We start from the raw sequence: 14,357 nt of genomic DNA on the forward strand, positions 1-14,357 counted from the left end.
GCGACGGCGAGGCCCGGCACTGTTGTCCGCCCGCTGCCCGGTGGGCCTCCGCTCATCGCGGAGGCCCCTGTCCCGAATTCGTCCTCAGTGGCAGGCCTCGCCGTCGCGGCGCGCCCCGGCGTACAGCCCGGCCGGGGCGACCGCGTCCGTGCGGCTCTCAGGACCGCCAGGAGCGGAACTCCCGCATCAGTTCCGGTGTGGTCACCGTCTCCATCCGCTCGGCGTCCTGGTCACCGCCGCCGAGGGCCGCGAGCAGTCGGCGGACCGGGACGTTGCGCGGGGTGCGCTGCGCGGTGAAACGGACTTTCGCGCAGCCCAGTTCTTCGGCGCGGCCGGCGAGCCAGGCCAGGAGGCGTTCCTCCACGCCCCGGCCGAGCGCCCGGCAGCTCAGCATCCAGGCGAGGACGTCGAGCCGGCCGCCGTCGGCGCGGATCGCGAGCAGTCCGATCTGACCGTAGTCGCCGTACCGGTCACGGGCGGCGGCCGTCCACACTTCGCCCTGGTCCCGCCAGCGCTCCAGGTCGCGGCCGTCGGCCGAGCGGGCCCGCAGAGTGAACTGATTGGTGCGGCGCACCAGTTGGGCCGCACGCGGGGCGTCCTCGTCGGTGACGGGCCGGATCTCCACCTCCAGTTCGAGGCTCGCGAGGAATTCCTCGAACCCGGCCTGGGCGCGGACGGCGTCCCGCTCGCGCTCCTGCTCGTAGAAGCGGGCGCGCAGCCGGTCCTCGGTGGTCGCCGCCGCCGGGACGAGCGGCCACAACCGGCCCAGGAAAGCGGACAGTTCACCGGCGGGCGGGCATTGCACCGAGTCGGCCTGCGGCAGCGCCGCACGCATCTTGGCGATCTCGGCGGGGTTGTCGTCCAGGAACAGGAAGCTGTCGACGCCCAGGTTCAGTTGCCGCGCCGCCGCCTCGAGCCGTTCGGGCTTCGGCCCCCAGGCGGCCGACAGCACACTGAAGTGCTCCGCTCCGAGCAGACTGTCAGGGCGGTCCAGGACCGCGCGGACGGTCGCCTCGTCGTTGTTGCTGACCAGCGCCAGCAGCGCGCCCGCGTCCCGCCATTGGAGCAGTCTGCGCGCCAACTCGGCCCTGGGTCCGTCCAGTTCCACCGACTCAGGTCCTGACTCACCCGCGACTCCGCCCCACAGGGTCTCGTCGCCGTCGACCACGATGACCTTCGGCGCGGGCCGCCGTACGGCCTGGACGACCTCCGCCAGGGTCAGGGCCACGGCCGCCTGGAATTCGGGGGTGAAGGGCAGGTGGGCGAGCTCTTCGGTGCCGGCGTCGAAGGGGTCGCCGACCTGGTGTTCCCGGGTCCAGTCCGCCGGGCGCAGGACCGCCACGCCGGGGGTTGCGTCGAGTGCGGCGGCCATCTCGTTCTCCCAGCGCAGCAGCCGGTCGTCGGCATCGGCGGTGGGGGCGAAGCCGACGATCAGCGGAGTGCGGGTCCGTTCCGCCAGCGCCCGTACCGTCGCCGGGTACGCGGTGCCCAGCTCGGCAAGGAGTGTGTCGTCGACCGGGCCGAATCGTTCCAGGTCGGCGGCGCGCAGCAGAATCACGCCGAGGTCCGTGTCCGGGGCGCTCAGGACTCCGGAGGGGTCCTTGAGGGCGGCCAGAACCTGGTGGTAGGGGGCCTCGGTGACCGTCACGGTGTCGTCGAGGGCCGCTTCGCAGAGCGGCGGGAGGTCGCCGAGGGCGAAGGTCGCGGCGAGGGCGAGGACCGGGAGCCGCTGTTCGGGCCGGTCCGCTGCCCTTTCCTGTTCCGATGCGGTTTCCTGCTCCGGTGTCGTTCCCTGCTCCGGTGCGGTTTCTTGCTCCGGTACCGATTCCTGCTCCGGACGCACCGGTGTCCCCGGCCGTTGTGCCGCCTCCGCCAGCAGTTCCAGGAACTCCTCCCCGAGTCCGGCCACCGTCTTGTCGTCGAGGATGTCCGCGTTGTAGTCCAGCCGTGTCCGGCCGGCGTCCGGTGTGAAAGTGATCATCAGGTCGAGGTCGGAGTAGCCGGTCCCGGCGGGCAGGACCTCCACGCCGCCGGCCGGGGGCGCGCTGCGCACATAGTTGAAGTACACCTCCACCAGCGGGGCGTTGGCCCGGTGCAGCCCCTGCGCGGCGAGTTCGGCGAGGGTGTCGGAGAACATGGCGCCCTTCTCCAGGACCTTCTCCAGCCGGCTGTCGGTGCGGCGCAGCACGTCCTCGACGCGTTCGGCCGGGTGTGCCTCGGCCGGGAACGGCACCGGGACGCCGAAGAATCCGAGGGCGCCGGGCGCGTCGACGTGGATGCGGGTGTCGACCGGCACGGCCAGCACGAAGCGCTCGCGCTCCCGGCGCCGGGCCAGCAGTACGGTGAGTGTGCCCAGGCAGAACGCGGCCGGGGTGATCGCGAGGGCACTCGCCCGTGCCGTCACCCGGTCCATCAGGCCGGCGGGCATGGACAGGGTGACGCTGCCCGCCCGGTACGAGCGCCGCTCCGGGCGCGGCGCCGCGAGGGTGAGGTCGAGGCGTCGCACTCCGTCGAAGGCGGCGCTCCAGTCGGCGTCGGCGGGCTCTCTGCCCGCTTCCTGGGAGCGCAGCAGCAGGGCGGCGTCCCGGTTGGTGACCTCGGCGGGCAGCCGGGTGCCGGAGAGTTCGGCGTCCAGTTCGCCGGTCACCAGCAGCAGGGACTGGAGGTCGCTGACCACGTGGTGGGCGCCGAAGACCAGGATCTGGCCGTCGGGGCCGTAGTCGAGGAGTTCGAACCGCCACAGTGAGGGGGCGGTCAGGTCGAACCGCGGTTCCAGCAGTGCCCGCAGCCGGTCGGCGGCCTCCGCCTCGGGGTCGGCCGCCCGGGCCGGCGTCCAGCGCAGCAGTGGTCCGGGCAGCTCGCGGTCCACGCGCAGGGCGCGGTCCTCGGTGACGACGGCCGTGCGCAGGGCCGCGTGGCGGGCGGCGAGCCGGTCGACGATGCCGGTGAGCCGTTCGCGGGTGGCGGGCTCGGGCAGCCGTAGTGCGAGCCCGATGGCGTGCGCCGGGTCGGGCACGCCCTGCTGGGCGGTGCGCAGGAGGCGTACGACGTCCCGGGTGGCCGGGAACAGCTCGCAGGCCGGAACCTCGCCTTCCGGGTGCTCGTCGGCCGGGGCGGCGAGGGGCACGCCGTCCGCGAGCGCGGTCCGCAGGTCGCGCGCCAGGTCACGGATGTCGGCCGCCGCGAACACGGCCGAGGTGGGCAGGTCGACGGAGAGGTCTCGGCTGAAGGCGTTGCGCAGCTGGACGATCATCAGGGAGTCGAGGCCGAGTTCCTTGAGGGAGGTGATCGACACGAGGTCGGTGACCCGGCCTCCGGTGACCTCGGCGACCTTGGTGCGCACGTACGACTCCAGCGTTTCCTCGTCCGGGGTGGCCAGGATCCGGGCGACCAGGTCCGTGGGCGCGCTGTCCGGGGTCGTGACCAGGTCCGCCAGGAGCGGCAGGGCGCGGGCGGTCTCCGGGCGCAGGGCGAGGGAGGGCCAGTCCAGGGCGGCCGGGACGAGCTGGCGTACGCCGCTGGTCAGGGCGCGGTCGAAGAGGGCGCCGCCTTCCTGGGGGGTGAGGCCGACGAGCGCGCGCCGGGCCGCGGACGCGGTGCGCTCGCCGGTCGCGGCGGCCATGCCGGCGTTGTCCCACGCACCCCAGTCCAGGCTGAGCGCCGGGCGCTCGGCGTGGTGGGACCAGGCGTCGAGGAAGGCGCCCGCGGCCGTGTAGGGGGCCTGTCCGGCGGAGCCGAAGAGCCCGGCGACCGAGGAGAAGAGCACGAAGCTCCTTGCCTCCGGGACGAGTTCGCCCAGCAGTGCCGTGCCGAGCACTTTGGGTGCCAGTACCCGCCGTATCCGCTCCTCGGTGAGGTTCGCGAGGGTCGCGTCGTCGAGGACACCGGCCGCGTGCACAACTCCTGCGATCTGGCTGTTGAGTTGCGTTCGTACGGTGTCCAGGGCGGCCGTGAGACCGGCGCGGTCGGTGACGTCGGCGCGGGCCAGGGTGATCTCTACGCCCTGTTCGCGCAGGCCGTCGGCCCAGCGGACCGCGTCCGGGGCCGGGGCGCCGCGGCCGAGGAGGGCGAGTTTGCGGACGCCTCGGGCCGCGAGCCGTTCGGCGACGACGCGGCCGAGACCGCCGAGACCGCCGGTGATCAGATGGACCCCGCCGGGGGCGAACTCGGCACTGTCGGTGACCTGGGCACGGGCCAGCCTCGGCACCAGACGGCCCGAATCCCGCAGGGCGACGAGGAGTTCGGCGTCGGCGTGGCGCAGCTGGGCCGCCAGGGCGCCGGTGCCGCCTTGGGCCGGGAGGTCGACCAGGGTGGTCGTCAGTTCCGGGTGTTCCTGGGCGACGGTGAGGCCGAAGCCCCAGGCGAGCGCCTGAGCCGGGTGCGCGACGCCGGTCCCGTCGGCGGCCTGGGAGGCGCGGGTGACAAGAAACAGGCGGGGCGCCTTGCCCTTCCGGGGCCGTTCGGTGAGCGTCCGGACCAGGTGCAGAGTGCTCAGGCAGGCCAGGCGTGCGGCCTCGTCCGCCGTCTCGGCGGAGTTGATCACGGGGGCGTCGAGGGCCGTCATTTGTACTACGGACGTGGGCAGTTCAGTGGGGAACGCCTCGTCGAGGAGGCGGGACAGGTGGGTCGGGTCGGCCGGGTCCAGGGTGTAGCGTCCCGGGGCGTCCGCGGTGAACTCCTTGCCGCTGCGGGCGATCACGTGTGGCGTGGAGCCCAGTTGTGCGGCGAGGTCGTCGGCGGTTCCCGTGTCGTCCGCGAGGATCAGCCAGGTTCCCTCGCGCGGGGGTTCCTGGGGTACCGGGCGGGGGTGCCAGCGGACTTCCATGAGGGAACGGTCCTGGGCGGAGAGGGCGGCGAGTTCGAAGCCCTCGATCTCCAGGACCGGTTCGCCCTCCTCGTCGAGGAGCCTGATGTCCAGCGTCAGCCGGTCGTCCTCGATGGCGCGCAGCCGGCAGGCCGTCCACGTCGGCGTCGTACGGCGGCCGGTGAAGCGGAGGGCGCCGACGGAGGCGGGGACGTACGGGCGTCCGGAGGGCGTCTCGTCCGGGAGAGCCGCCACGTGGAAGGCCGCGTCGAGGACGGCCGGGTGGATCAGGTGGCCCGCGCGCGGTTGACCGGTCAGACGGCCGAGGGCTGCCCTGTTCCCCGCCCAGCCTTCGGCCAGGCCTCGGAAGGCGGGACCGTAGTCGAGGCCGGATGCGGTGAAGTCGGCGTACACGGAGGGTGCTTCGGTGGTGCACTCCGCGCGGAGTCCGGTGAGCGTGAGGTCGTCCACGCTCAGCGGACTGTCCGTGAGGTGTCCGGTGGCGTGGACCGTCCATGCCTGCCCCGGCACTCGGGAGGCGATGCTGAAGCCCGCCGGCCGAAGCGTCAACTGCACTTCCACCGGGATTGTTTCGTCCAGCCGGAGGGGCTGGACGAAACGTACGTCGGCGAGCCGCAGCTCGCCCTTGTGGATACGCTCCGCCGATTCGAGCGCCATCTCCAGGAAGGCCGCGCCGGGGAGCCAGATCTCGCCGGAGACGCGGTGGTCGGCGAGGTAGGCGAAGCGGGGGTCGCGCAGGTCGATCCGGGTCTGGAAGACGTGCCGGCCGGGTTCGTCGCTCGGCTCGACATGCGTGTCCACGAAGGGAGTCGTGCCCGCCCTGGCAGCGGGGGCCGCCGCCGTCCAGTGGCGTTCACGGGCGAAGGGGTAGGTGGGGAGCGCCGTACGGCGGCCGCTCGGGAACAGGACCGGCCAGTCAGGGTCGTATCCGGCGGTGTACAACGTGGCCACGGAGGTGAGGAGTTCGCCCTGCTCACGGCGGAGCGAGCCGGCGGTCACGACCTGTACGCCCTGTTCGGCGGCGACGGCCTCGATGGACGCGGCCAGCGAGGGGTGCGGGCTGAGTTCGACAAACCAGCGGTAGCCGTCGTCCAGCAGTCGCCGTACGGCGTCGGCGAAGCGCACCGGCTCGGCCAGGTTGGCGTACCAGTAGGCGGAGTCGAGGGTCTCACCGGGGAGCGCCGAGGCGGTCACCGCCGAGTAGAACGGGAGTGTCTCCGGCGTCGCCGTCAGTCCGTCGAGGCCAGCCAGGAACGTCTCGCGGACGGCTTCCATCAGCGGGGTGTGCGAGGCGAACGGCGTCGACAGCTCGCGGGTGCGGATGTCGCGTGCGTCCAGCTCGCGTCGGAGTCGGGCGAGGTCCGCCGATGTGCCCGACACCACCGTCGAGTCGGCGCTGTTGACGGCCGCGACGAACAGGCGACCTTCGTACGGGGTGAGCAGTTCGGCCACTTCGGTGTGGTTCAACTCGACGGCTAGCATGCCGCCTTGGTGCTCCACAGGGATGACGGAGCGGGCCCGCCGGGTCACGACGGTGACAGCGGCGTCGAGCGTCAGCGCGCCGCAGACGTACGCGGCGGCGATCTCGCCGAGGCTGTGCCCCAGCACCGCGTCGGGGTGTACGCCCAGCTCGCGCCAGGCCGCGGCGAGGGCCGCGTTCAGGGCGAACAGCACCGGCTGGAGGATCTCGGTGCGGCCGAACTCCGCACCGCTCAGAGCGTCGAGCACCGACCAGCCCGCGATCCGCCGCACGGCCTCGTCGATGCGGTCCAGCTCCTCGCGGAACGCGTCCGAGTTCGCCGCCGGCTCCAGGCCCATGCCGGGCCATTGGCCGCCGTGCCCGGGGAAGACGAACGCCACCTTGCCCGCCGGCGCCCCACCCGGGACCAGCGGTGTGTCGCCGGTCGCCAGCGCCGACAGGGAAGCGAGGAGTTGGTCGCGGTCCTGGGCCACCACGGCCGCACGCCGGTCGAAGTGGGTACGGTGCCGGGCCAGGCTGTAGGCGAGATCCGGGAGTTCAGCGCCCTCGGCTACCGCCCCGGCCAGCCGGGCGGCCAGACCACGGACGGCGTCGGGGGTGCGGCCGGAAAGAGTGAACAGCCCCGGGGTGGAAGGGGTTTCGGCGACGGGTTCGGCCGCCGGTGCCTCTTCGACGACCGCGTGGACGTTCGTCCCGCTGATCCCGAACGAGCTGATCCCGGCCCGCCGTACCCGCTCGGGGGACGCGGGCCACGGCAGGTGCTCCTGGAGCAGCGCGAGCCCGCTGCCCTCCCACTCGACGTGCCGGCTCGGCTCGGCGGCGTGCAACGTGCGCGGCAGAGTGCTGTGCCGCAGCGACTGCACGACCTTGATGAGGCCCGCGATACCCGAAACAGCTTGCGCGTGGCCGATGTTGGACTTCAGCGAGCCGAGCCTCAGGGGCCGCCCGCCGGGACGGCTGCCGCCGAAGACCGCCGCCAGCGCGTTCGCCTCGATGGGGTCGCCGAGCGTCGTGCCGGTGCCGTGCGCCTCGACGGCGTCGATGTCCGCCGGGGTGAGGCCGGAGCGCGCGAGGGCACGCCGGACCACCTCTTCCTGCGCGGGCCCGTTGGGGGCGCTCAGGCCCTGGCTGCGGCCGTCCTGGTTGACCGCGGTACCGCGTACGACGGCCAGGACCTCGTCGCCGTCGCGCCGGGCGTCGCTCAGCCGTTTGAGGACGACCACGCCGACGCCCTCGGCCCAGATCGCGCCGTCGGCGTCGTCGGAGAAGGACCGGCAGCGGCCGGTCGCGGACACTCCGCGCAACCTGCTGAACTCGACGAACATGCGGGGCGTCACCATGAGCGTGACACCACCGGTCAGAGCGAGGTCGCACTCGCCCGCGCGCAGCGCCTGCGCCGCGAGATGCAGGGCGACGAGCGACGACGAGCACGCCGTGTCGACCGACATGGCCGGGCCGTTCAGGCCGAGCGCGTAGGCGAGCCGTCCGGAGGCCACGCTGACCGCCGAGCCGGTGGTGACGTAGCCGTCCATCCGGTCCAGGCCGGCCTCGTTGTGGTAGCCGCTGTCGAAGAGGCCCAGGTACACGCCGGTCGTACTGCCCGCCAGGTCGGCCGGGACGATGCCCGCCCGCTCCAGCGCCTCCCACGTGGTCTCCAGGAGCAGCCGCTGCTGCGGGTCCATCGCCGCCGCTTCCTTGGGGGCGATCCCGAAGAACCCTGCGTCGAAGGAGCCGATGTCGCTCAGGAAGCCGCCTTCGCGGGCGTACGACGTGCCCGTCGCCTCCGGGTCCGGGTCGTAGAGGGCCTCGACGTCCCAGCGGTCGGCCGGGAAGGGTCCCACGGCGTCGCGGCCGTCCATGACGAGCTGCCACAGGTCCTCGGGGGAGGTGACTCCTCCGGGGAGTCGGCAGGCCATGGAGACGATGGCTATCGGTTCATCAGCTGCCTTGCTCAGTGAGGCAGTTGTCCGGCCCTCGGGTGCACCGAGCACCGTGGTCAGCAGATGTGCCGTGAGCCGCTGCGGTGTGGGGTGGTCGAAGAGCAGGGTCGCCGGGAGCTTCGCGCCGACGCGGGTGCTGATGCGGTTGCGGAGTTCGACGGCCAGCAGGGAGTCGAGGCCGTGTTCGCGCAGGGGCCGGTCGGGCTCCACGGCGTCCGGGGCGGCGAGGCCGAGGGCACGCGCGCTCTCCTCACGGACCAGGGTGAGGACTTCGGCTCTCCGGTCGGCCTCGGGCAGCGCGGCGAGCCGGTCCGCGAGCCCGGTTCCGGTCACGGCGGAGCTGACGGCGGGCCGGCGGGCCGATGTGCGGACGAGGGAGCGCAGCAGGGGCGGGACCGGTGCGGTGAGGCGCACGGTGTCCAGCTTGGCCGGGACGACCGCCGCGATGCCGGTGCCGAGCGCCGCGTCGAGCAGCGCGAGCCCTTCGGTGTCGGTCATCGGCAGCGCGCCGCCACTCGCGAGGCGTGCCTTCCCGGCGGCGCCGAGGTGCCCGGTCATGCCGCTGGCCTGCTCCCACAGGCCCCAGGCGAGGGAGACCGCCGGGAGCCCGGACCGGGTCCGCCGCTCGGCGAGGGCGTCCAACGCGGCGTTGGCGGCGGCGTAGTTGGCCTGGCCCGCGTTGCCGACGACGCCGGCGACGGAGGAGAACAGCACGAAGTGCGTGAGGTCGTGGTCGAGCGTCAGCTCGTGAAGTGCCTGCGCCGCGTGCAGCTTGGGGCGCAGGACCTTCTCCAGTCTTTCGGGGGTGAGGTGTTGGACGACGCCGTCATCGAGGACGCCCGCCGCGTGCACGACGGCCGACAGGCGGTGCTCGGCGAGGAGCCGGGCGAGGGCCGCCCGGTCGGCCACGTCACAGGCGGCCACGGTGACCTCTTCGGCGCCCAGTTCCTCCAGCTCCGTCTTGAGTCCGGGCATGCCCGCGGCGGCGAGGCCGCGCCGGCCGACGAGCAGCAGCCGTCGTACGCCGTGCTCGGTCACCAGATGCCGGGCGACCAGGCCGCCCAGGGTGCCGGTGGCGCCCGTGATCAGGAGGGTGCCGCCGGGGTTCATCGGGCGGGGCACGGTAAGGACGACCTTGCCGGTGTGGCGGGCCTGGCTGACGTACCGCAGGGCTTCGGGGGCGCGGCGGACGTCCCACGTCGTGATCGGCGGCAGGGTGCAGGCACCTGTCTCGAAGAGCCGCAGCACCTCGGTGAGCATCTCCCGGGTCCGCTCGGGACCGGCCTCGCGCAGGTCGAAGGCGTTGTAGGCCACTCCGGGGTGCGCTGCGGCGACCTCTCCGGCGTCACGGATATCGGTCTTGCCCATCTCCACGAACCGGCCACCGTCACCCAGCAGCCGCAGAGAAGCATCGACGAACTCCCCCGCCAACGAGTCCAGTACGACATCCACACGCGGGAACCGCGACCCGAACTCCAGATCACGCGAGTTCCCGATGTGCGCGTCGTCCAGACCCAGCCCACGCAGCGCGTCCCACTTACCAGGACTCGCCGTCCCGTACACCTCCGCACCCAGATACCGGGCGATCTGCACGGCCGCCATCCCCACACCACCCGCGGCAGCATGGATCAGCACCCTCTCCCCCGCCTTCAGCCCGGCCAGGTCGACCAGGCCGTAGTAGGCGGTGAGGTAGGCGACCGGGATCGACGCGCCGTCGACGTACGACCAGTCGCCGGGGAGGCGGGCCAGGTGGTGCTGGTCGGTCACCGTCACCGGCCCGTAGCCGTCACCGGCCACCAGGCCCGTCACGCGGTCGCCGACAGCGAGCCCGGTGACCCCGGGGCCGGTCTCCAGGACGTCGCCGGCGGCCTCGTAGCCGAGCCCGGCGCCCTTCTCGACCATGCCGAGGGCGATGAGGACGTCACGGAAGTTGATGCCCGTCGCCCGGATGCCGACGCGGACCTCACCTGGGGCGAGGGGGTGCAGGGCGGGCTCGTGCGGGGTGAACGCCAGGCCGTCCAGGGTGCCGCCGCCGGTCGCCGTGAGCTTCCAGGCGGGGGTGGACGGCGGTCGCAGCGCAGGGGTGGCCGGGGTCAGCCGGGGAGCGTACGACTTTCCCGCGCGGTGAGCGAGTTGCTCTTCGCCCGAGGTCAACGCGACAGCGATGGCGCTGTCGTCGTCGGTGTCGACCAGCACGAACCGGTCCGGCTGCTCCGACTGGGCGGAGCGGATCAGGCCCCAGATCGCGGCCTGTTCGGGGTCGGGAGCCGCATCGGCGGGGCCGGTGGCGACAGCGCCGCGGGTGACGATCGCGATGCGGGTGTCGTCGCTCCGCACGGCGGCGAGAGCCTGCGTCACGGTGGCGCAGTGTATGACCGTCGCGGCGGGTGCCGTTTCCGACGGGCCTGCCCCGACCGGCGTCCAGGTCACCTCGTAGAGATGCTCGACGGGCGTCACGGGCGCCGCCCCGGTCGCCTCGCGGAGCGTGAGCGTGTCGACGGTGACGACCGGAGCGCCGGTCGTGTCGGCCGCGAGGAGGCACACCTGTCCCGAGTCGCCGCGGCGGAGGCGGACCCGTAGCCGCGTCGCGCCGGTCGCGTGCAGGCGGACACCGGACCAGTGGAAGGGGAGGAGCGGGGCGGCGCCGGCGAACCAGCCGCCGGCACGCAGGGTGTGCAGGGCCGCGTCGAGGAGGGCCGGGTGGAGGCCGAAATCCCCGGTGCTGCCGGTGTGTTCGCCGGGGAGGGCGACGTCGGCGTACAGGTCGTCGCCGGACCGCCAGGCGGCGCGCAGGCCCCGGAAGGCGGGGCCGTAGCCGTAGCCCGCTTCGGCCAGGGTCTCGTACAGGCCCTCGACGGGGAGTGCGTCGGCGGCCGGGGGCGGCCAGGGGGTGAGGGTGTCGGGGGCGGGGGCAGAGGTGGGGGTGAGGGTGCCGGAGGCATGGCGGGTCCAGGTGGTGCCGCCGTCGGGCGCGGACGAGATGGTCAGGGCCCGGCGGCCGTCGTCGCCGGGTGTCCCGACCCAGACCTGGAGGCGGATCGCCTCGCCCCCGGCGAGGGCGAGCGGGGCATGCAGGGTGAGGTCGTCGATGGCCGGGCTGCCCGCCATGTCCCCTGCGGTGAAAGCGAGTTCGGTGAACGCTGTGCCGGGCAGCAGGACCCGCCCCCCGACGGCGTGGTCGGCGAGCCAAGGGTGGGTGCGCAGCGAGAGGCGGCCGGTCAGCAGCCACTGCCCGGTGTCCGCGATGGGGGCCGCCGCGCCGAGCAGGGCATGTCCTGTGCCCTCCAGCCCGGAGGCGGTCACGTGGGCCTGGGTGCCTGAGGGCGCGCGGTCGAGCCAGTACCGGGTGCGCCGGAAGGCGTACGTCGGCAGCGGGATGCGGCGGCCTGTGGGGTGCAGGGCGGGCCAGTCGACGGGGACGCCCTGCACCCAGGCCTCGGCGAAGGCGGTGAGCATCCGGTCCCAGCCTCCCTGATCCCGGCGGAGGGTGCTCGCGACGGCGGCCCCGGAGTCCTCGACGGTCTGGGTGACGCCGACGGTGACCACGGGGTGCGGGCTGACCTCGACGAACGCGTCGTGCCCGGCGGCGAGCGCGGCGCGCAGCGCGGCCTCGAAGCGGACGGGACGGCGCAGGTTGCGATACCAGTACGCGCCGTCGGTCACGGTGACCGTCGTGTCCTCGCCGGTGACGGACGAGTAGAGCGGGATGTGACCCTTCTGTGGCGTCAACCCGGCCAGCAGTTCGGCGAGTTCGGTCTGGATGCGCTCGACGTGCTGGGAGTGCGAGGCGTAGTCGACGGGGATGCGGCGGGCGTCCGGGCGGGCGGCGAGTAGTTCTTCGACGGCTTCGGCGTCGCCGCTGACGACTGTCAGGGCGGGCCCGTTGACCGCGGCGACCTCGATCCGGCCCGTCCAGGGGGCCAGCAGCCCGGCGGTGTCCGCCGGGGGCAGCGGAACGGAGACCATACCGCCCTGACCCGCGAGCGCGGTGATCGCCCGGGAACGCGCCGCGACCACGCGGGCGGCCTGGTCGAGCGGGAGGATCCCCGCGATGTGCGCGGCGGCGATCTCGCCCTGGGAGTGACCCACGACGGCGGTCGGCGTCACCCCGGCCGACTCCCACAGCCGGGCCAGCGCGACCATGACGGCGAAGGACACGGGCTGTACGACGTCCACCCGCTCCAGCCATCCGGCCTCGGGGCCGGCCCGCAGCACCTCGGTCAGCGACCAGTCGGCGTATGGCGCCAGCGCGGCCTCGCAGTCGGCGATGGCCGCAGCGAACACCGGTGAGGTGTCGATGAGTTCGACCCCCATGCCGGCCCACTGGGCGCCCTGCCCGGGGAAGACGAACACGGGCCGTCGCCGGGTCGCGGGCGCGTGGCCCCGTACGACACCGGCGGCGTCGTCCCCGGCGGCGACGGCGCCGGTGAGCACACGGGCGGTGCCCGCGTCGGGGGCGACGACGACGGCCCGCTGCTCGAAGGCGGCGCGGGCGGCCAGGGAGACGGCGACGTCGGTGCCGTCCGCACCGGTGACGGCCTCGCGCAGGCGGGCGGCCTGGGAGGCGAGCGCGTCGTCGCCCTTGCCGGAGAGGGGCCAGGCGAGGGCGGGGAAAGGCTCCCGGGTCCGTTCCTCCGCCGAGACGGCCTCTACTGCCTCTACTGCCTCCAGGATCACATGCGCGTTGGTCCCGCTGATCCCGAAGGACGACACCCCGGCCCGCCGGGGCCGCCCGCTCTCCGGCCAGGGGACCGCCTCGCCCTGGGGGACGACTCCCCCGCCGCTCCAGTCGACGTGCGGGGTCGCCTCGTCGAGGTGCAGGCTCGCCGGGAAGAGGCCGTGCCGCATCGCCATGACCATCTTGATGACTCCGGCGATGCCCGCGGCGGCCTGCGTGTGGCCGATGTTCGACTTGAGCGAGCCGAGCAGCAACGGCCTTTCCTCCGGGCGCCCCTGGCCGTACGTCGCGATCAGCGCCGAGGCCTCCAGGGGGTCGCCGAGGACCGTGCCGGTGCCGTGCGCCTCGACCGCGTCGACGCCGTCGGCGGAGAGCCCGGCGGCAGCCAGCGCCTGCCGGATGACCTTCTCCTGCGCGGGGCCGTTGGGCGCGGTGAGACCGTGGCTGGTGCCGTCCTGGTTGACGGCGCTGCCGCGTACGACGGCCAGGACCTGATGGCCGAGGCGGCGGGCGTCGGAGAGCCGTTCGACGACGAGCATGCCGGCGCCCTCGCCCCAGCCGGTGCCGTCGGCGGAGGCGGCGAACGACTTGCAGCGGCCGTCGTGGGAGAGCCCGCCCTGGAGGCTGAACTGCACGAACGTACCGGGCCCCGACATGAAGGTGACGCCGCCGGCGAGGGCCAGCGAGCACTCGCCGCGCCGCAGCGCCTCCACCGCGAGGTGCAGCGCGACCAGGGAGGAGGAGCAGGCGGTGTCGACGGAGAGGGCGGGGCCGTGGAAGCCGAAGGTGTAGGAGATCCGGCCGGAGGCGACGCTGGCCTGGTTGCCGGTGGCGACATGACCGCCGGCCTCGCCGGGCTCGTCCATGCGCGGGCCGTACTCGTCGTTCATGACGCCCAGGTAGACCCCGGTGTCGGAGCCGCGCAGCCCGGCCGGGTCGAGGCCCGCCCGCTCCAGCGCCTCCCAGGCGGTCTCCAGCGCGATTCGCTGCGCGGGGCCCATGCCGAGGGCTTCCCGGGGGCTGATCCCGAAGAACGCCCCGTCGAACCGGTCGGCGTCGTACACGAATCCGCCGCGCCGTACGTAGCTGGTGGCGGGGCCCTCGGGGGCGAACAGGGCGTCGAGGTCCCAGCCCCGGTCGGTGGGGAAGTCTCCGGTGGCGTCCACGCCGTCAGCGACGAGCCGCCACAGCTCTTCGGGGGAGGCGACGCCGCCGGGGTAGCGGCAGGCCATGCCGACGATCGCGACGGGTTCGTCGGCGCGTTCCTGGAGGGCCGCCAGCTTGCGGCGGGTGCGCGCGAGGTCGGTCGTCGCGCGCTTGAGGTAGTCGCGCAGCGTGTCTTCGGTGGCTGCCATGGGGTGTGTCCTCGGCTCTTCTCGTCAGGGGGACCCGGCGCGCGGGGCATACGAGGGCGCGCGACCTCAGGCGGATGAG

At 73.7% G+C, this 14,357-nt stretch carries 1 protein-coding gene; it reads right to left on the bottom strand.

Translation table 11 applies throughout. The annotated features are described in order from the left end of the window. Nucleotides 1-157: 157 nt before the first annotated feature. Nucleotides 158-14,257 (bottom strand): SDR family NAD(P)-dependent oxidoreductase, encoded by a 14,100-nt coding sequence (locus tag ACIP6N_RS29105; protein ID WP_401820646.1) that lies wholly within the window; start codon nucleotides 14,255-14,257, stop codon nucleotides 158-160. Nucleotides 14,258-14,357 lie beyond the last annotated feature (100 nt).

The sequence above is a fragment of the Streptomyces sp. NPDC088725 genome, from assembly GCF_044751305.1.
GTDB lineage: Bacteria > Actinomycetota > Actinomycetes > Streptomycetales > Streptomycetaceae > Streptomyces.